This window comes from Spirosoma gilvum (assembly GCF_054776815.1).
Map to the genome: position 1 here is coordinate 407856 of NZ_BAAHBH010000001.1, position 20396 is coordinate 428251.

Sequence of the window (20396 nt, forward strand, 5' to 3'; positions counted from 1 at the left end):
TCATTTAGTAGTCATTCGTTGTCATTGGTAGTCATGCATTGTTACCTGAATTACAAGCAATGAATGACTGCTACTGACAATAATGACAATCGAATGACCATTGAAAATACGTTTACCGCCCTTGGTGGAAAGTTTGTTACACCGCCTGGTCAGATCGCCGAGAAGCTTCAGTCGGTAAAGGCCATTGTGTTCGACTGGGATGGTGTATTCAACAACGGGATAAAGACTGCATCGGGTAGTAGTTCGTTCAGCGAAGTCGATTCGATGGGGACTAACCTGCTCCGATTCGGGCTTTGGCTGCAACACAACCAGCAACAGCCCATTGCCGCCGTCATCACAGGCGTTACGAATGACCTGGCCGAAACCCTCGTGAAGCGTGAGCATTTTCATGCGTACTATGCCCAGGCCAAGCATAAGATCGACATCTTGAATCACTTGCTGGAGCAACATCAGCTCAAGCCTTCGGAAGTTGCTTTTTTCTTCGATGATGTGCTCGATCTGTCGGTCGCTGAAGTGGTAGGTGTGCGGGTCATGATTCGCCGGGACGCTAATCCATTGTTTATGGACTATGTCATCCGAAACGGACTTACCGACTATGTCACGGGTTGCCAAAGTGGCCAGTTTGCCGTTCGCGAAAGCAGCGAATTATTGCTGGGTTTATTAGGTCAATTTGAAACCGTGATGGACGAGCGACTTCGCTACAAGCCTGTTTATGATGCGTATTACCAGCAACGACAAGCTATCGAGTCGACTTATTGGATGGTAGGGCCGAATGGCCCAGAACCTAAATAATTATAACACAGAGATGCACAAAGAAACACGGAGATTCACAGAGTTTTAAATGATTATTTCTCTGTGAGTCTCCGTGTTTCTCTGTGTAACAAATTCTAAAAATATGATTATCGGTATTATCCCCGCCCGGTACGCTTCTACACGGTTTCCTGGCAAACCACTGGCCGATATTGGTGGAAAATCCATGATTCAGCGCGTGCTGGAACAGGCCAGTAAAGCAACATCGCTCTCGAAAGTAGTCGTAGCAACGGACGATGAACGGATTGCTGAAGCGGTTCGTCGGTTGGGTGAAGAAGCTGTCATGACCCGAACCGACCACCCCAGCGGAACCGACCGTTGCTGGGAAGCCTACGATCGGTTGGTTGCCGAAGGGATTGAGTCAAGTGCAACGGATTATATCATCAATATTCAAGGGGATGAGCCGTTTATCGACCCGGCACAGATTGACGAATTGGCGGCTATTCTGGATGGAACGGTTGAGTTGGCTACCCAAATGGCGACGGTCGATTCAGCCGCTATACTCCATGACCCCAAAGAAGCAAAAATTGTCGTTAATGCGCAGAACGAAGTCCTCTACTTCAGTCGATCGCCCATTCCATACCTGTGGGGTATTGAACCTGATCAGTGGCATTTGCATCACAACTATCACCGACATGTTGGCCTGTATGCGTATCGGGCGGATGTATTGGCCAGGCTGACCCAACTACCACCCTCACCCCTCGAACAGGCCGAATCGCTGGAACAGCTACGGTGGCTGGAAGCCGGTTACCGAATCAAATTGGTAGCGACAACGTATCAAACGCCCAGCGTCGATAGTCCGGCCGATATTGAGAAAATCCTAGGCAGTTTGTAACGATTGATGAGTTGAGTTGGGTTGCGTCCAGATCTGGTACTGAATCCGTGCCCATATCAGTAGACAAGGTACAGCTTTGATGTTGTAGGGCTGAAAAAACTGCTTTTGGATCACCTGTGGGAAAATATCCGTTGGCGAAAGCGAGGTGAACACAATCACCAGCGCCAGCAGGATTTTGTCCAGTTGAGTAGGCTCGTCAAGCGTTACCCACCAAAGGGCCACACCCGTTACGGCCATGACGTAGGTGGGCGACTCGGCCATTTTGTTGAACACAATCATAAACAGCAGAAAGTAGGCCACCATTCGGCGCTGAAACAACCGATCCGACCAGAGGCCGAACCGCAGGAAGGGCAGGAGAAACAGCGTAGCACCAATCAGTTCGATAATGCGGTAGTTGCCGTCCGTTTTTGCCATCCCAAACCAAGCTTCAGCGATGCCCATGACCGATACCTGTAGCCCCAACTTACTGACAACAATCACACTAAACCATTCCCGATATTCGGCGATAAGGTGATCCAACGGAATCATTGTTGCAGGAGCAATGGCAAACAGGAGTGTCCAGCCGATCATGGCCAGGATGAACTGCGGTTTTTTTGGATAGAACAGGAAGAAACCCGCAGCCGCAGCGCCGTAAAACTTGATGAATCCGCACAGCACAAAGAAAAAGGCAGCCTGCCAAACGCGTTCGTTCCGTAAGTGATAGAGACCCAGTAAAATGGCTCCGACAATCAGGTTGTTGCTTTGTAGGTTCTGGGCGGTAATTAGCGCTTCGAGAAGAATAATCAGCAGAGCCGAACGACGCTGCCGATCTGGATCTTTTTCGTCCGCTAAATAAAACCAAACCCCGGCCAGCAGCACAACCGTATTGAGCAGATTCCAGAGGATAATGCCGAGCAGATCGGGCAAATAATAAAATGGCCCCATCAGCCAGGCAAACGTCGGGCTGTATTTGTAGTTGTCGAAGTAGAGATGCGGATGCAGGCCGTAGATGCTCTTGTCTTTGAGCAAATTGTCGAACGGTCGGGCAAACATCAGGTAATTGTTATAATTGCCGTACCCAAGCAGGTAGTTTTGAAGCCCTACCAGACAAAACAAAAGGATAAATAACCCCATCAAACGGGGCAAGGTCAGGAAATTAAAAACGCGTTGCAACATCAGAACTGTTTACGGTCTGTAAAATTAAACAGGATAAGTGGTTTGTAGTTTAAAGTTTAAAGTTTCAAGTTTGATGTTAAGGAATGTATTGACTAGCCTCAAACATTAAACTTGAAACATTAAACGTCAATCTATATTGTCATCACATCATATCGTTCGCGAAAAACAGGAGCCTGCTCTATTGATTGCCAATGGCGAAGCCTGCCAGCCTGAACTGATTGGTCAGCTTTTAGAATGGAGCCCAACGGTAGTCGTGCTCGACCGGGCTATCTGGCGCGTGTTTGAACTAGGTATCAAGGTTGACGTTTTACTGGGCGACTTTGACCGTGAGCTAGATCTGGAAGCAATCATGGCGCAGCAGTATCCTTTGGAAATTGTTCATACCCCCGATCAAAATAAAACGGATCTCGACAAAGGCATTGAGTTTCTGATTGAACGCGGCTACCCGGCCGTGAATATCATCTGGGCAACGGGTCGTCGGGCCGATCATAGCTTAGTCAACATGACGAGTATTGTTCGGTACAAAGAGCAGATTCGGATAACGATGCTCGATGACTATTCTAAAATTTTTCCCCTTGTCGGACGGTTCGAAAAATGGTATGAAGCTGGAACCATTATCTCGCTCATTCCGGTCGGAACGGTAGCCGGGTTTACTTCAGAAGGGTTAAAATACAACTTACAGGATGCGACGCTCAAACTCGGTTACTTCACCAGCAGCAGCAACGAAGCCGCCCAGGACGGCTTTGTCCGCATCGAAGCCAAAACCGGTGATCTGCTGATTATGGAATGCTGGGACTAATTAATTGAGTGATTGAGCGAATGAGTGATTGTGCGAAAACCTGCCGGATGATTCGCTCAATCACTCATTCACGCTTTCGCTCTTTAATAACCTAGCTAGCGGCTTTTCCACAAACCTATACAGTCCACAACTAATTCCGATAAGCAGCAGGAAGAGTAGCCAGACATTAGTGATGCCGAATTTTTGAAGGCTATTAGCTATAACTCCATTGTGAATCAGGAAGAATGCGTACGAACTTCGGCCTAACAGCTGAATGAATGGATGGGAAAGGAGTTTTTGAACGACGGATGGTTGAATTAGCAAGCCTGTGAAAAATAGACTGACACCGATTGGAAGGAAATAATTATAAACGAGAACTTCACTCCAGAACACACTGTCGGCCTGTTTGGTACAGGTAGGGAGGAAAGCTTGCCAGAGCATACAGCAGGCTATGATGAATACACTCCAAAATAGAGCATAGCGGATTTGCGGTAATCGATTCTGGTGCCATCGCTGAGCCAGCCACATTCCTACGATAAACTCAAATCCACGGCCAAAGAAGGTATAAAACATCACAAATGGAAGGCTGCCAAACAGCCCAGACGCTGGTGCGCTCAGGAATGTCCATTTTCCCAGCGTTTGCCAGAGAATCAATCCGATACTGACCAGACTTAATGTAAGCCAACTAGGTCCCAGTCGTTTCAGCGCAATAAATAGTAGGGGTGCTGATAAGTAAAAGCAAAGTTCAACCGTCAGGCTCCAGCTTTGGGCAATTCCCGTAAATTTATACGTATCGAAAAAGCCTTTTAATAGGCTGAAATTTAAGGCTATAAGTTGCCAGCTTATAAGATGTTCTTTGAGCCTATATACGCCAATGGTCAGTAACAATACCAGACTGTAAAGTGGGAAAATTCGGGCGAAGCGATTCCATAAATAACTATGCCATGACCAGTTTTTGCCAGAAAAATAGCTATCGGCATAGCGGTGGTAGATCAGAAAGCCACTGAGTACAAAAAATAATGTGACGCCCGTATATCCCTGATCGATCAGTCGATAGGCGAAGGTGTTGGCTGAAGCTGGGTTATGATGGTGGAAAAACACCAGGGAAGCCGCTATGGCTCGTAATCCAGTTAAGGCCGGCAAGTTACGGCTGGTTTGGTAAATACGCTGGTCTGGTGCTGATTTATACATTAGCGCATGAGCAAAATTCGACCTCTCAAACGCGTTTGCTCTTTGTCAGGTATTGGCCAGGCTTCGCCGGTAGCATCCAGCACAGTAAGCTGATACATATAAACACCGGCTGGAAGTTGCTTTCCGGTCATATCCCGACCATCCCAGACCAGTTGATTCAGGCCGATGCGGGCAGGGGGAGAAAGCGACCGAACAAGGCGCCCATTTAGTTCGGTGATAGTAAGCGTGAGCATACCAGGAGCCTGTTCACCTTGTAGTTCAAAATTGAATACTGCCTGATTTTGGAATGGGTTGGGCGATACCGAGAATTGATTCAGTGACTTTTTCGATACGACTTTGAAGCTGACCTGATAAGGTACTGCCGAATTTCCCACCATATCGCGGGCTGTGACGGTAAGATGATACACCCCTTCTGCCAGCTTCGGTAATGGATACCGTAGCCGAAAAACATTGTCTTTTTGGAACGACTGACCAATGGCTTTTCGCCAGCTAAGGCGGTCAAAAGTGGCATTCTTTCCGGCTTTTTGCAGGTATATATCCATCCCAGAGGTATCCTGTCGAATGAGAGAGCGATTGTCATCTGCCAGCAGAATATCCAGTATGGGTTGAGCCGACACGACCGCACCATCAGCAATGCGGGCTCCGTCGAAGGCTACTTCAAGAAGTGGCCCCAATACATCGGGCTGGACAATCAGTTGAAAATCGAGTGTATTGTTCAGGAATGAATATTCGGGCTGCAGATGCGGATTTACCGTTACCCGTACCCGGTTTCTGCCTGGTAAGTGCTCGGTCGGGATGTTGAGCGAAAATCGAATGGTATCGGTCGCTGTAGGCGGTTTTACACGCCATCGCAAGGATTTAGGATTCGATAGAGCGGTTGCATAAATGGTTTGTAGCACTACCAACGAATCAGCAAATGGATACGGACTCAGATTCGTTAGCTGGATAGGAATTGAAACGGTGTCACCCTGTTGAATGTCGTCGGGTATACGCGCTGTTGCCTGAATCTGTCCTTCTGGTAAACCTGTCGGAATACTGGTTGGCGCATAAGTAAACGAACCAACGGACCAGTTTGCTGAGTCGGAGGGTGTCGTCGATTGATCTGCCAATCGTATCCGCCAGAAATACGTTACATTTGGTCGGTTGGGGAGGTTGATAAGATAGCTGACGAATTGGGTAGCTGTCAGTCGTTGGGCGGTGCGGAAAGGACTATCGAAACGAGCGGTGCTGTCCAGTTCCAGTTCGAAATGATGTGGGCCGTTGTCAAGATATTGAGCCGTTAGCCGGACTGTGAGTGTTGTAAGTAAAGCGTCTTGGGGTGGATAAATCAATACGGGCTTTGGGCTAAGCAGTGTAAGTTCAATACTAGCCTGATTATTGGTGTGGTCGCTTTCCTGTTGTGTGGCTGGCAAACCCGTCGGATTGATGGTTACATCAAAGAGATTTTCACCTTCGGCCGTCTGCTCATTCGGAATGGTCACTGTTAGTGTATCCCGATAAGCAATCGCTGTTGGAATGGTCAGATGGTAAGTGCCTATTTCCCGCCTATTGGCCAGTCTACTGACTTGGATAGGAAGGAATCCTGGTCGATATAACCCACTGTTTTCAACAATCATCTGTATTTTAACGGAATCGCTCCATAAGGTAAGCGGCTGATTCGTGGTAGCTTGTATGGTTAACGTGCTGGCTTTTAGGCTATAGTCGGGTGTTTGAAACGGAAACAAGCGAATGGCTGGATCGCCCTGCAAAACCATTTGCTGACAGGTAGCCAGTGCCTGCTCATCGGGTGTTTTGGCCAATATCCGGCGAATGGTTTCCTGTTGGAGCAGGCCAATGGATTTTCCCGATTGTATACTGTCCGTCAGGAGACTATACAACGTTGACGAATACTGGTGGAGCCTATCGACCGTGCCAAGGTGACTGTGGGCGATAGCCGCAATAGCACCCCGGTTGGGGGTAAGAACCCAGTCCGTTGCCAGCGTTGGTCGGCCAAAGAAAAAGTTGCCGATGGCACAACCGTTGACAAGTAGGAGCGGATACTTGCCTTTGTTGCGATAGCCAAGGGCTTCGTTCGAGCAAAAGCCAATGTCCAGGTCAGTGACATCCAGTCCCGAATGGCCAAAAAAAGTTATCAGCCCAACGCCTTCATTTATGGTTTTAGCCAGGCCAGGTAGTTCAACGGGCTGATTGGCTGTTTTAGAAACCGTTGTCACATGAGCGCCCAGCGAGGGCGCAGTCGCCTGTATACGATAGATATCGACAAGCTCACGGAACAGACTTAGTTCATTTGGCGATAGGCCACCACTCAGATGCAGCAAATTTTTGCGCCAGAGCTGCTCACCAGAAGGGTATTCGTATTCCTTTACTTTCGCCAGGTAGTTCATCACTTCCTGAGGAGTCGACGCATTGATTCGGCCGGTGGGCAAGGCCGGTACATCCGGTTCATTCGCCAGCAACCCAGCACTAAACCAATTATCGGAGCCAGGATAACCTGCCGTCATAACCAGGTCGAGGTTGGCTTGTTGTGGATCATGCCGAATGCCGGGCGTACTACGACCCCGGCCGATCAACAGTAGATAAGGTCTGGTGTCAGTCTGATTGAGAAACTGCCGGATAAAACGCCGAATAGCCAATGGGTGTCTCTCTCCGTAGCTGTACTGATCGAAGAGTTGGTGCATAGTGACCATCAGCGTGTCGAAGCCGCCACCCGCTTCTGAGGCTCGGTAGGATGCATAGGCCCGAACAGCATTCGATGTGGTATCTCCAGCCGTACTGACAGCCAGTTTCATCAGCGATTCGTGGCTGACAATCAGAAAAGAGGGCTTTCGCGTAGACCAGTTAGTAAAGTTGACCCGATGTAGGCCAGGTATTGGTTTTCGATCGACGCTGCTCAACAGGCTTCGGCTAATAACAGTACCCGAAATAATCAGTCGGACTGAGGTTGGCGAAAGTCTCACCGCCTCTAAACGAATAGGTGAATTTGAGTCGGTAATATCCCAGAAGTCTGCATTCGGCAGAAGGTCGGTGATAGTCAGTAAAGATCGCCCACTGGAATTTGGATTGAGCTGAAACACCTTAACCGATTGTGCATTAGCCGTTAGCTGCTGTGGATACCTGAGCCGGATGTACGATACCGAATACGCATCAGTAGCCGTGGATTCATTACTTGAAACGGTCGAAACTATTACCCGACCATCGGAACTAATGGCCTGCCAATCCAGGTCAAACCGTAGTTTCGCATTCGAATAGCCCACAAAACGTACACTATCCTGGCGTTGCAGATGATCGTTTGCTGAACCGATCAGGCAATCGACACGGTGGTTTGATACTTCCCGGCCAACGAGCAGAACGTCAACCTGCGGGTTGGGCCCCAATTGGGCAGGAGCAATGAGTTGGAATAGATTAGGGTAAGGCTGATTTTTCGATTGTATAGGTCCCGTGTACCCTTCTCCGGCTTCGTAATAACTAGTCTCCGTTTTTCCGGGTAGTCCGGCCGCCCAACCGGGATAATCAGAGGTGAACAGTCGTAGTTCTTCCGCCCAGTGATACGTTTCTGGTATCAGCCCAGCAGCGGTGGTATCGGCCTGCGTTGTCATCCGCTTACCGGGCTTACCATCAAGTCGCCAGGTCAGAAAGTAAGCAGTCGTGTCGTTGAATAAACTGTAATAGCGATGCGGTTGAGCCGTGTAGGGGCGATACAAAAGTGAATCTGGCTGGCCGTCGTTTTTCTGTCCATAGAACTCTATATAGTCGGTGTCGTCTAGCCGATGGTCGGTTTCCCCTTCCACGAAAATAGCCTGCTCAATACCCCGGTGGAAAAGCTGTAGGGTAACCGGATCGATCTGATTTACAGGTACACCCGCTTTGGTTAATTCCGAAGTTGTGATGCGATAAATGCCTTGTTCGGCAATTGGAATTTTATAGTATGTCTGGGCGTACGAAATCCATTGGGTAGGATCGGGATCGATAACCTGCGCCTTTACAGGAAAGGTCAGACAACTCAGAAGCCCAAAGAGTGAGTATACAAACAGATGAGACATACTAAAACTGGCGAACCAGCATTAGACGAACCAATCTGTGTATAAGTATCAAATCCTGTGTGGTAATGTTTACTTAAAAGGGTCTGCGTGGTAAATTTATATCGCATCTATCTGTATTTCAGAGCGATAGTGGTGGGCCAATTAACCAACTGCTCCCAGTTTAGTTTTAATAAAGAACAACAACAGCAATACGTATGACACAGCTAGTTAACGTAATATATGGAATAATAGGTCTGTGGCTACTGGAGATGCCATCGGCTAGTGCACAAAACAAATCGACAGCTACAGCACCGCCTTCGATTGTTTCTGTGATTGAAAGTGTTTCCGGTAAGCACTTCGTGCCCGACACGGTGTTTGCCAGTTTATCGGATGAAGACGAAACCTTGCTAAGCAAAGAGCCTATTGCCAACTGGAGCCTGATGCAGGAATCGGGCGAGATGGCTTACTCTAATCTGGTGATTGGCACTCGGTCGTATCAATTGGTTATCCGGCGGCCACCCCGATCATCGTATCCCACGGCTACCTTAGTCCGCTATACAACCCCCAAATCCAAGCCCGAGCCCATTGTGCGGGGGAGTCTTCAGGCAAAAGAAGAAAAGCCTAAATGATGCGAACGCAGGAGCATTCCTGTTTCATGAATTTGTCGTTAGAAATTCGTCAGTGGTTAACTAGACTGTCCGTATAATTTATTTATTCGAGTAGTCAGGTAGAATTACTCGTTTGCAACGTGACTTCTTTCGTTTTCAGCGTCTAGACTATACATGTTTAACGACTCTGGTTATGAAACAGGATTCCATACATATCTCTTTATTGCCTGCTCTGGTTATCGCTGCTACTTTGATTGGCATTTGCGTCAGAGAACTTTGGCATTTACTAGGCTAAGTATTATCACTCACTATTCACTAACTGGCCCTGTAACGACCGAATTCGATTTGGTTGCGACAGGGTCTTTTTGCTGATCTTTTCCGTAAGGTGGGAATAATAAGGCGAGTACTGTTGAACATCCGTTTGAAACAGTAGTTTTAATCGCATGGCTTCATCGAAAACCCCACTCTATACCGCACTGGCGGCTAATCTGGGTATTGCCGCAACCAAATTTGTAGCGGCTGGCGTAACGGGTAGCTCGGCCATGATTTCGGAAGGTATTCACTCCCTGGTCGATACGTTCAATGAGTTGCTGTTGCTGCTGGGACTCAATCGAAGTCAGCGTCCACCCGATCAGAAACGTCCGTTTGGCTATGGCCGGGAGCAATACTTCTGGTCGTATGTCGTGGCCCTACTCATTTTCGCGGTTGGTGGGGGCGTTTCGCTCTATGAGGGGGTTACCCATTTGCAACATCCTGAACTCATTCGTGACCCATTTTGGAACTATATTGTGTTGGGCGTGGCCTTTGCGCTGGATGGTTTTTCAATGATAACGGCCTTACGGGCATTTAATGCGCAACGTGGTTCGCAACCATTTTGGGCGGCCGTAAAAGACAGCAAGGATTCAGCTACGTTTACGGTGTTGTTCGAAGATGTATCCGATGTGCTGGGCCTGATAATCGCATTTTTGGGGGTGTTTTTGGGGCATACCTTTCAAAATCCGTATCTGGATGGAACAGCATCGATCCTGATTGGCCTACTATTGGTAATGGTAGCTGGTGTACTGGCCCGCGAGAGCAAGAGTCTATTGCTGGGCGAAGGAGTCGATGCCGATACGAACCGACAGCTGATTGCGTTGACTGAAGCCGATACGGCTGTACAGAAAGTCGTAAAAATTGCTACTATTTACCTGGGCCCCGAAGAAATTACATTGGTGCAGGGCGTAGCTTTCCAGTCGGAACTTACAACCGACGATATTAATGAAGCTATAGTGCGGGTGCATGCATCAATTCAACAGCAATTTCCAGCGATCAGACATGCGTATATGCAGCCAGTAGCCTTACCTGCTACTCGTAAAGAACAGCTTACGAAATCAGATTCAGTTCGGAAATGAATCTTTGCAGACTCGCTATTCAAGACGAATCAACTTTTTGCGCTGATCGAATGAAAACGTATGGTCTTTTAAAAAGTCGACACCCACATTGATCTGATGCGCTTTGTCGGAGTAATAGATTGTCTGATCCTTCAGTAAGATTCCGCCCAGTATGAGTTCATCATGAACTACAGCTTCCTGTAGTGTAAACGTTGTGTTGGCCTGGGTAACCGTTCGCTGATTGGTTGTATCGGTATAGTGAATACCCATCAGGATTGCCTTCGGAAATAGGAGCGGGAGCGTAGACCCTATATCCAGATTGAACAGCACGTCTCTGGGTCCCAGCTTTCCGAGTACCATAAACGGATTGGTATACCGAACTACCCCTTTACTCTTACTCGCTAAGGTATCCGGCGATACAATCAACTGACGGTGCGGGCCATCGATTGTAACGAGATAATGATTGAAAAAATCACGGCCGATAACGCCATCGATAGGGAGCTGATGAGGAACCTCGTTAAAATTGCTAACGGTTAGTTTTAGATTGGCATGAGTGACCTGACCCACATTAAGTTTGTCAATCGCTACCAGAAACTCGCGCTTGATCTGTGTGCCTTCCCGGCGTTCCTGAAAACCGACAATGTTGAGATTCAATTCTTTCGCCAGACGCTGATCAATACGTCCCAGCCCCGACAATCCCGAATTGAACATAAAGTTGAAGGGGCCACGGCCATTTACACGTACCTGTAAATAGACCAGATTATCATGAATGGCAATCGGACTTGGTTGCCGGACAGCCTGAGCATCGACCAGATGAAGGCTCAGAAGAACGTAGGTAACAGTAAATAGGATTATTTTACGTAAACGCTGGACATGCATATAGGCGGGATTACTTACTACCGAAAGCGGTTTTGGCTGATTTCATAACGCTGGTAGTGAACAAGTTCATATATAATACCTGAAATCAATGAGCCGGGTTTATTTAGAAATAAATCAGTTTGGGCCTAAGCGCTAATCGACCAGGGCATACGAACTACATGGGAAGCTGTTGCCCTGGTCAATTGATTGGATCGTAAATCAGATTAATCAGGGCATTCAGGGTCTAATCACTTGACCAGTACTACTTCCCAATACACTCTTGGTGAATGCATATGCTAACTGCTTCATCGTTGTGGGCATCTCACCTGGGAAATACGGAAAATAGTGGGGTGAATTTTCGATTACGGAGGGGCTCACGGCATTAATTCGGACCCCGTTTTCCAGCTCAATAGCGGCTGCCCGGACGAAGCCTTCCACCGCTGCATTGGCCGCAGAAGCATTCGCAAAGTTCTTCTGAGGGTGTTGCGTCAACTCCCCCGTAATCAGGGTGAAAGAACCCCTGGGATTGATAAAATGCTGACCAATCAGTACCAGGTTGATTTGTCCCATCATCTTGCCTTCCACTCCTTGCCGAAACTGCTCATCCGTTAACGTTCTCCAGGGGCCGACATAAGTTGGACCGGCTGTACAGATCAGCGCATCGAAAGCGCCTATTTTTTGATACATGTTCTTAATGGACTCCGTTGAGGTAATATCAACCTGAAAGTCGCCTTTACGGTGGTCAACCCGGATAACGTCATGGTCTTTGTCAAAAACGTTGGATAAATAGCTTCCCATGGTGCCGGAAGCTCCGACAATTACTAGTTTCATTCGATTGTAAAAAATTAGTGAGAAAGAATTGAATAAAATGACAGACTGCATTCCCAATTTGCTTTAGTACTTGCAGATGATCAGGTAAACCCTTATCCGAATAGACATAAACTGACCCTTACGCCTAATTTTGGGTCTTATTCCTGGATGGTTTGGATACGACCAGACTGATGTTGAGCATTCGATTATAGCGCTCTACACTATTGGAGAGGTTAATGAAGCCATAGCCATAGCGGGCATCCAGCATCAAGTTGGTTCGTTTGAGGTTGAAGTTATACCCAACTCCAGCTAGCCAGCCAACATCCCAATGCGTAAAATCGCCCGGAGCGTTGCCGAAAGTCATCTTTGTTGTTGAGGAAGGCGTTCCGTCGGTGCCTTCCTGTTTCAGGCGTCCTCCTACTAGATAGGAACCATAAGGACCAGCGTTGAGGTAAAACCGATGAACATGCAACCGAGCCAGAAAAGGCAACTCGACCGAATAAAGACGAACAGTTGATTGATGGATCGTTAGAGGATTGTTCTCGGTGAGGACTCCGCCCTTCATCGCTAAATTTAGTTCTGGAACCAGGGAAACCATCGGACTGATTCCGATTTGATAGGACGTGCCGAGCTGCAAACCAGTAAAATTTTTCTTATAGGGTTGTAGATCCTTATTCAGCCTGCCGTAATTAAAGTTAGTCGTCAATGAATTGAACGTAATACTGAACCGGCTGGTCTGAGCGAAGGAAGACAAGGAAGCGGCCATAAATAAGGCAACAGCGACGACTGTGGTAATTGATTTGGTGTTTGAAAGCATGACAATTTTTGTTTTATTGGTTTAATTGAATTTGAAGAAACAGGTATTGGTTAGTGACAGTAAGCGTTGAAAATGCGAGTCAACATGAATTAGATTACCGTTGGTTATACACCTTGTGGTACCTATATAATCTTAGTTGTCAGGGGGTGAGCCCGCCAGATGGTCTACTTAACGCAAAATGTCTGGGTGGATCATGGATGTAGGTTCTGGAATAAATGACCAGGCCGCCAATGCGTTTGTCCTGGTGGAAATGACGTCAAAAAGGTTGTTCTCTGCTGGCCCGGCCATTAAATAGGAGTGACCAAGAGAAAGGAGAAAAACAACACACGCGATGCCTAATCCTAAACTAACGGTATAAACTATACGTAAACAGAAATAACTTAACGCTAGTTGTTCAACAGATACTCTCAAATAAGGATAAAGCAGGAGGACAGCGACACAGTCGGCAAGGGCTAAAAATAGTTCAGAACCCATTCCGACCAGGATTGGATATCAGTAGTCTGCTCCTAGATTCCAGTAACCAGTGCTGTTTGACAACGGGTTGTACACCGTTAACCCGATCAGGGCAGAAACCCCGGCGGTGATAAAAAAACGAACCGTTAAAATGGTATTGATGGCGCTGGGTTTTGGGCCAGAGAAGACAAGGTTCGTCCTGCCTTCCAAACGGGAAGGTTTTGCTTTATTTTTCATTGCTTGACAGGATAAGTTGGGGTTGTTTAGGGACTTTTCAGATAATGTTTATTTCGTTGTACAAAGGTAGGTCAGGTAGAAACCTGCCAGGTAGGACAACACGTTAGTTGAATAGTACTTTTGTTAAATTATGTCCGATAATCGATTGACTTTCAGGCTGAATTAGGCGGTGGTTTGTGCCTGATGACCAGGGAAATTTGGTCATCAGGCTAGGTTTTCTCGAACTGCGCGTCATTTTCCTCTGGCAGGACTAGGCAAAAGCCCTTTGGTCGATAGGATAACGCTTAGCAAGAGAAAGGGTAGTTTGTTAGACGGAGGTTACTATTTTCTACGCTAAAAATCTTCCTCGATTAACTCTTTGTTGATCATCATCCCGGTGGTGGTGCCCATAGAGATAGCATTGGCGACGGTTCGCAGCCGGGTCGTAGTATCCCCACAGGCATATAGACCCGGAATCGACGTTCGTTGGATCGTATCAACTTTAATGTATCCATCGTTCGTCATCTCAATACCTAACGAAGCTGGAATCGATGAGGATTGAGCAAAGGGGAGTCGGGTATACAAAGCTGTAACCTCTTCTTTTGATCCATCGCTGAAAACGATACGCTCGATATAGCCCCGTTGGTGTTCCAGCCGCTGGATTTTAGCTTCAACCAGGTTAATCTGATGCGTTTGCAGCTTTCTTAGCTGGTGGCTGGAAAACGTGGCCTGACCGTTTGTATAGAGGGTTAACGCAGAGGTCCAGTTTGAAATTAGTGTGGCCAACTCAAATCCCGTTTCACCATTGGCCAGGATGCCTGTTTTTTGCTGGCGCACTTCATAGCCATGGCAATATGGACAATGCAGGACACTAATACCCCAGCATTCGGCAAACCCATCTATATCCGGCATGAGGTCCCGGATCCCCGTTGCCAATACGAGTTTTCGGGCAGTATAGTGCTCACCGGTTTGGAGCTGTACCTGGAAGCCACTGTCGGTCTGTTGAGCGGTCGTTACGGTAGCTTCCAGGAAGGTAACCGATTTATAGGCCGCAACCTGATGTCGGGCCAGGCTGGAAATTTCCGTTGGGGGACTGCCGTCCTGGGTTAGAAAATTGTGGGAATGTGGCGTTTGCCGGTTACAAGGCTGTCCATTATCGATAATCAGCACGTTTCTCAGGGCCCTTCCCAACGCCAGACCGGCTGCCAGGCCGCTATAGCTGCCGCCCACAATGATCACATCATAGTTGGTCTTCATACTCTAAACTGAATGGAATGTCAGTTGACTGATTGATTTTGTTATTGGGGCTCTTGTAAATGAACCGTTTGGGCTTAGTGGGCATCTGGCTTCGGAGAAAACTGGCGGATGAGAAAGTCAACAAATGGGACGCCTACAAACATCATCCAGGGAACCAGGGAGATGGTGAGAAGAAAGGTTCGTTGGTAGAGCGGGAACTTCGATAGCCCCTCACCAAAAAGCGCTAGAAACAGGGTTATGGATGGGTAAATGACGACCCAGACTTTCAGGGCGGCTACTACTCTGGCTTTTGCATTCATCTTCTTTACGTTTTTGACCGTATGTTTATGTTCACAAAAGTAGACTGAGCGGTAAAGGAGCAGGTAGGACGATTCTGAAGTAAAATAGGAGTTATGTAAAGTTTTTACGAAAAGCTTCCGGGGTAAGGCCGGTATGATTCCTGAAGAACCGAATGAAGTAGGAGGTGTCCTCGTAGCCCAAATGCCAGGCGATGTCCTTAATTTGATTGGAGGTCGCCAGTAAATAGCGCTTGGCCTCCAGAATAATTTGCTCGTTAATCAGATCGGCGGTGGTTTTGCCAACCGATGCCTTGGTGATGGCATTTAACTGATAGACCGAGAGATTAAGTAGTGTTGCATATTGCCCAACGCTCTTAACCTGAGTAATATTAGCTTCTAATAGGCGGAGCAGTTCTTCAAACCGTTCCTGGGTGTAGGTAGTTGCTGGAGTAGAGACCTGATTCGGATTACGGCTTTGGCGCACAAATTCGATAAAGAACAGATCGATATTGGCTTTGATAGCCTCCCTATGACCATCCATCTTGGTGGTGTATTCCTCGAAACAATTGGCCAGGTAGGTAAGCAACTTATTAAACCGGGCTTCTTCGAGAGGACAATAGTTTTTGCTGGTAGCTTTGTGCCAGCGCTGTTCCGCAATCGCGTTCCTGGGTTGATAGAATGATGGATCAAATTCCACTAAATATCCCCTGGAATCGGCTGTTAGCTGTAGCTGATGAACTTGGCCGGGCCGAAGTATGAATATAGCATACGGGTGAACGGCATAGGGAACAAAGTCAATCTCATGAAGGCCCTGACCGTCTTCGATCGCCAGAATAAAGTAAAAATCGTGTTTATGAAGGGCATGGACTAAGTTTGTTCCAGCATGCACTTCCGTCAGATTTCGAATTTTAAACTGACCTGCATTACGTTTATCAGGTTGAGATTCAACAATTTGTCGGATCGGAATAGTCTTCATGGGATTCTTATTCTTCTGTGGATCACGAGTAAATATAGGTGTTTTGATTACCAGTTAGTGCAGAGGTCCTTCATCTGGCTGCTGGTACATGAAGGAGATCTATACTATTTCCGAGAAAATCTCAACACGTACCGACAGGCATTTGTAGGGCGGCTTACGACCTTTACCAAGTAAACTAAACGCTTCTTATATGGCTGATTTTGACCATCGCGTGGTTCTGGTTGCTGCCTATGCAGCTTTTAACGCGCGCGCCATCGATGCTGCGCTGGCTACTATGCACCCCGACGTCGATTGGCCCAATGGATGGAAAGGTGGGCGAGTTATTGGCCATGAAGCAGTCCGCGCCTACTGGACGCAGCAATGGAACGAAATTGACCCGCATGTGGAGCCACTTCGCTGTACTACCGATGACGAAGGGCGAGTTATTGTCGATGTGCATCAGGTTGTCAGTGATCCTGCCGGACAAACGCTCATCGATCAACAGATACAGCATGTTTATCAGTTCGACGAGGGACTGATCAAACGTATGGACATCCAATTGGTTTAGTCGTTTTGGCACTTTTTTCAGGCCGCCAGGTAGCTGGCGGCTTTTCTGTTTTAGAAAAAATATAATAACAACTGCAACGTTTTGCCTCGTCAATCGTCTTTAATGTGACTTTAATACAACGTAATCCTCTCAACACTCCTTACACAACAGCTACCGACATTACCCGGTAAATCCTATGAAAGCTTTTTTACTTACGCTACTCGCGCTTGCGTCGAGTGCAGGAATCATATTGGCTCAACAAACGAAAATTTCGGGTTCGCTGCTCGATTCAACGGCGAATAAGCCCGTTGAATTTGCTACGGTCGCTTTGTTGAAAGAGGGAAAAATCGTGGAAGGCGTTACGGCCGACGCCAACGGAAAGTTTGTGTTTACCAAGGCGTCGCCTGGTGAATATGGTCTTCAGGTCTCATTTGTCGGCTACAGCCCCAAAACCATTCAAAAGCTGAAGGTGGTAGGTGGTCAGGATATGGAAGTAGGTGTCATCAAACTGAGTCAGGCGGTTCAGAAACTGGCCGAAGTGACGGTGACTGAACAGAAGAACCTGTTCGAGGAAAAATCGGATCGGATGGTATACAATGCTGAAAAAGACATCAGTATAAAAGGGGGCGATGCGACCGACGTACTGAAGAAAATTCCGTCGATAGCTGTTGATATTGAAGGGAACGTACAACTACGGGGTAGCTCCAACATCAAAGTCCTGATCAACAACAAACCGTCGAGTATCGTAGCCCGCAGTATATCGGATGCACTAAAACAGATTCCGGCCGATATTATCAAGCAGGTCGAAGTAATTACGTCTCCTTCAGCCAAGTACGATGCCGAAGGGACAGCCGGTATCATTAACATCATTACCAAGAAAAACAGCTTACAGGGCACCAATGGCTCTATCAGCCCCAATTTCAGTCAGTGGAACAATTGGCAGAATGCCACTATCAACCACCGGATGAAGAATCTCAGTCTATCGGCCAATGGCGGGTACAGCGACTGGAAAAACAAGCGATATATGCAACTGTTACGCTCGTTCACCACCGAAGGCGTAACAACGAATCAGAACCAGACCCAGTGGATAAATGGTAATGGTAGAAACGTGTATGCCAATTTCAATGCTGACTGGGATATAGATTCACTCAACCGAATGGGGGCAGGTATCAATTACTACAATGGGGATAATACCAACGGGTTCGATATAAACTTTGAAGAAAGTATCCGGGGCGCTATCAGTCAGTATTTTCACCGGGACATGAGCCGCACCTACGACTGGGCGGGTGCCACCCTGAATCTGGATTATACCCGGTTGTTTAAAAAGCCCAAAAAGGAGCTCAATTTCCTGATGATGTACTCGTTTGAAGGCGAAGACAGCGACTACTGGTCGAATCTACTGAACCGGGAGCGAACCATTTATTACCGCGAAAAAAGCTACAACATCAATAATAATAAAGAGGGGACCATTCAGCTCGATTTTACGAACCCGCTGGACAGCATCAGTAAGCTCGAACTCGGAACCAAAACCATTTTTCGGCAGATCCTCAGCGACTATCGTATAGCCAATGCCGTTGACGGATCGACCAACTTTTCGGATCAGCCTTCTCTGGCCAATGTATTCGATTATGCCCAACAGGTGGCTGCGGCCTATGCAGTATACAGCCGCACACCCAAGAAGAACTGGGGTATAAACATTGGTGCCCGTTACGAGCATACGTTTATTCAGGCCAATTTTCTGAACGGTACTTCTCCGTTCTCCAGCACATACGGCAATTTCATCCCAAGCGTCAGCCTGTCGCGCTCGTTGAAAAAAGAGCAGCAGATTCGGTTCAATTATTCGCAACGGATTCAGCGGCCGCAGTTTTATTATCTGAATCCTTATGTCAATCAGTCAGACTCGAAAAATCTGTACGGGGGGAATCCATACCTCAAGCCTGAATTGACACATTCTGTTGAGGCTAACTATAGCATTTCCATTAAGCAGACGAGCTTCAATCTGTCGGCTTTTCTGCGGCAGACCAACAATGCTATTGAGAGTATCAATACCGTTGATAATCAGGGTGTTTTAAAGCAGATTTTTCAAAACGTTGCTCAAAACTCGGCTTATGGGTTTAACCTGAGCGCGAATACGAAAATTACCAAGCAATGGTCGGTGAATGGATCGCTCAACGTATTCTACAATGTACTGGAAAGCGCTGAACTGAAAACGCGCAATGAAGACTGGATGTATCGGATCAATCTGAACTCGTCTGTTGATTTTGGCAAGGGAGTCAAGGCACAATTCTTCGGATTTTACAATTCGGCACGGGTAAACCTTCAGGGATCATACGGCGGTTTCGGGTTCTACAATGTAGTGGTGCAAAAAGAAGTCCTGAAGAAAAAAGGTACGATTGGCTTTGGGTATGATAACCCGTTCAGCGAAACCATCAGTTGGCGGAATGATTTCGTAGGACCGAACTTTGTACAAACGCAGGATGTGGCTATGTATCGGCGTGGCTGGCGACTGAACCTGAAATATGAATTCGGGAAAATGTCTGGTAGCCAACGCCAGAAAAAACGGATCAGCAACGACGATAAGAAAGGGGGCGAAGGGAATAACTAGCGGAATTGGTAGCCAATACGCACGTGTTCGGCCGAAAGAATAATACCATTTAAGCCGAAAAGCCTCTGTATAAGAGGCTTTTCGGCTTAAGTGAGATAAAGCGTAGTAAAAATTCAGATTGATGTTCTCTTAAAAAAACTCCTAATTTTTTCGGTGATAAGACGAACGGGAGCTATAAAAGTCACATTCTATAAAAATATAAACATAAATTTATAACTCCGCTGATTGATAGGCGAGATAGATTTTTCGTCGAATTCGCAACAGGCGCATCTTAACAGCACTTAAACTTAAGTTTAGGTGTTGCGCAATCGTTATTAGATCAACGCCCTCTTCATACCGCATGTGTATCAGCAACTGGTCCTGATCACTCATTGCCTGAATAGATTGCTGAATAAAAGTGGCCTGGTCAGTCTCCCGATTATTGTCAGACAAGTCAGCGAGATGCTGCTCTACCCCATCGGTGAGCGAAATGTGTGCCTTGCGACGGGTGGCTCTAAATTGATCAGCACAATAATTGTGTGTGATGGACCAAAGCCAGGTAGAGTAGGTCGATCGATGCTGAAAGGAACTCAGATTGGCATGAGCCTTTAGAAAAATATCATGGGTAAAATCCTCTGCCTGCTGGGCATTTTTTGTCATTGATAGACAGCGCTGGTAGACTTTTCGGTAAAATTGGGTATACAATGTTTCTAGGCATTGCAGGGAGGGGTCAGGCAGGGGTTGCCTGTCAATCACCGGTTGGGCCGGAAATGCATTCATTTTTAAAAAGTACAAGTTATAGTTTGAAATAGGTAATCAACAGGGTTAGGATTGTGACGTTGAACGGCAACTGCC

Annotated in this window: 19 protein-coding genes; 7 read left to right on the forward strand and 12 right to left on the reverse strand. The window is 47.1% G+C overall.

Annotated elements, in window-relative coordinates; all coding sequences use genetic code 11:
* The first annotated feature begins 63 nt into the window (after positions 1-63).
* Positions 64-792 (forward strand): phosphatase, encoded by a 729-nt coding sequence (locus ACYVFD_RS01590; RefSeq protein WP_461087849.1) that lies wholly within the window; start codon positions 64-66, stop codon positions 790-792.
* 103 nt (positions 793-895) lie between these two features.
* Positions 896-1645, forward strand: a complete 750-nt coding sequence (gene kdsB / locus ACYVFD_RS01595; RefSeq protein WP_461087851.1) for a 3-deoxy-manno-octulosonate cytidylyltransferase — start codon at positions 896-898, stop codon at positions 1643-1645.
* Here kdsB and ACYVFD_RS01600 read toward each other — a convergent pair.
* Complete coding sequence (locus ACYVFD_RS01600; RefSeq protein ID WP_461087853.1) at positions 1631-2800, reverse strand: glycosyltransferase family 87 protein; 1170 nt, start codon at positions 2798-2800, stop codon at positions 1631-1633. The two genes, kdsB and ACYVFD_RS01600, sit on opposite strands and share 15 nt — an antisense overlap.
* A gap of 136 nt (positions 2801-2936) precedes the next feature.
* Between ACYVFD_RS01600 and ACYVFD_RS01605 the strand changes: the two genes are divergently transcribed.
* Positions 2937-3599, forward strand: coding sequence for a thiamine diphosphokinase (locus tag ACYVFD_RS01605; protein ID WP_461087855.1), 663 nt, complete (start codon positions 2937-2939; stop codon positions 3597-3599).
* Between the two features lie 60 nt (positions 3600-3659).
* Here ACYVFD_RS01605 and ACYVFD_RS01610 read toward each other — a convergent pair whose 3' ends face one another.
* Positions 3660-4769, reverse strand: a complete 1110-nt coding sequence (locus ACYVFD_RS01610) for an acyltransferase family protein (protein WP_461087857.1) — start codon at positions 4767-4769, stop codon at positions 3660-3662.
* Positions 4769-8809: a putative type IX secretion system sortase PorU2 gene (gene porU2, locus ACYVFD_RS01615; RefSeq protein WP_461087859.1), complete on the reverse strand. Its 4041-nt coding sequence runs from the start codon at positions 8807-8809 to the stop codon at positions 4769-4771. The genes ACYVFD_RS01610 and porU2 overlap by 1 nt, the downstream gene beginning before the upstream one ends.
* A gap of 194 nt (positions 8810-9003) precedes the next feature.
* On the opposite strand from porU2, the gene ACYVFD_RS01620 reads away from it, so the two are divergent.
* Together ACYVFD_RS01620 and ACYVFD_RS01625 are read left to right on the forward strand one after the other, a co-directional pair.
* On the forward strand, positions 9004-9417 hold the full coding sequence (locus ACYVFD_RS01620) for a hypothetical protein (RefSeq protein ID WP_461087861.1): 414 nt from the start codon (positions 9004-9006) through the stop codon (positions 9415-9417).
* Between the two features lie 422 nt (positions 9418-9839).
* Positions 9840-10787 (forward strand): cation diffusion facilitator family transporter, encoded by a 948-nt coding sequence (locus tag ACYVFD_RS01625; protein WP_461087863.1) that lies wholly within the window; start codon positions 9840-9842, stop codon positions 10785-10787.
* Positions 10788-10802: 15 nt separating this feature from the next.
* Here ACYVFD_RS01625 and ACYVFD_RS01630 read toward each other — a convergent pair whose 3' ends face one another.
* The 8 genes from ACYVFD_RS01630 to ACYVFD_RS01665 form a co-directional block, all read right to left on the reverse strand.
* Positions 10803-11645 carry an aspartyl protease family protein gene (locus ACYVFD_RS01630; protein WP_461087865.1) on the reverse strand — a complete coding sequence of 281 codons (843 nt, stop codon included), beginning with the start codon at positions 11643-11645 and terminating at the stop codon, positions 10803-10805.
* Between the two features lie 216 nt (positions 11646-11861).
* On the reverse strand, positions 11862-12455 hold the full coding sequence (locus tag ACYVFD_RS01635; protein ID WP_461087867.1) for a short chain dehydrogenase: 594 nt from the start codon (positions 12453-12455) through the stop codon (positions 11862-11864).
* Positions 12456-12579: 124 nt separating this feature from the next.
* Complete coding sequence (locus ACYVFD_RS01640; protein ID WP_461087869.1) at positions 12580-13251, reverse strand: porin family protein; 672 nt, start codon at positions 13249-13251, stop codon at positions 12580-12582.
* Between the two features lie 168 nt (positions 13252-13419).
* A complete protein-coding gene (locus tag ACYVFD_RS01645) occupies positions 13420-13725 on the reverse strand; it encodes a DUF4386 family protein (RefSeq protein ID WP_461087871.1) in 306 nt (101 codons plus the stop codon).
* 18 nt (positions 13726-13743) lie between these two features.
* Entirely contained in the window at positions 13744-13941 is a 198-nt protein-coding gene (locus ACYVFD_RS01650; protein WP_461087872.1) for a hypothetical protein, read from the reverse strand.
* A gap of 333 nt (positions 13942-14274) precedes the next feature.
* Positions 14275-15177: an NAD(P)/FAD-dependent oxidoreductase gene (locus tag ACYVFD_RS01655; RefSeq protein WP_461087874.1), complete on the reverse strand. Its 903-nt coding sequence runs from the start codon at positions 15175-15177 to the stop codon at positions 14275-14277.
* A gap of 74 nt (positions 15178-15251) precedes the next feature.
* Positions 15252-15476, reverse strand: a complete 225-nt coding sequence (locus ACYVFD_RS01660; protein ID WP_461087876.1) for a hypothetical protein — start codon at positions 15474-15476, stop codon at positions 15252-15254.
* Positions 15477-15567: 91 nt separating this feature from the next.
* A complete protein-coding gene (locus ACYVFD_RS01665; RefSeq protein ID WP_461087878.1) occupies positions 15568-16431 on the reverse strand; it encodes an AraC family transcriptional regulator in 864 nt (287 codons plus the stop codon).
* A gap of 190 nt (positions 16432-16621) precedes the next feature.
* On the opposite strand from ACYVFD_RS01665, the gene ACYVFD_RS01670 reads away from it, so the two are divergent.
* Together ACYVFD_RS01670 and ACYVFD_RS01675 are read left to right on the forward strand one after the other, a co-directional pair.
* On the forward strand, positions 16622-16978 hold the full coding sequence (locus tag ACYVFD_RS01670; protein ID WP_461087880.1) for a nuclear transport factor 2 family protein: 357 nt from the start codon (positions 16622-16624) through the stop codon (positions 16976-16978).
* A gap of 175 nt (positions 16979-17153) precedes the next feature.
* Positions 17154-19562 (forward strand): TonB-dependent receptor, encoded by a 2409-nt coding sequence (locus ACYVFD_RS01675; protein ID WP_461087882.1) that lies wholly within the window; start codon positions 17154-17156, stop codon positions 19560-19562.
* 210 nt (positions 19563-19772) lie between these two features.
* On the opposite strand, the gene ACYVFD_RS01680 is transcribed toward ACYVFD_RS01675, so the two are convergent.
* Entirely contained in the window at positions 19773-20321 is a 549-nt protein-coding gene (locus ACYVFD_RS01680) for an RNA polymerase sigma factor (protein WP_461087884.1), read from the reverse strand.
* Positions 20322-20396 lie beyond the last annotated feature (75 nt).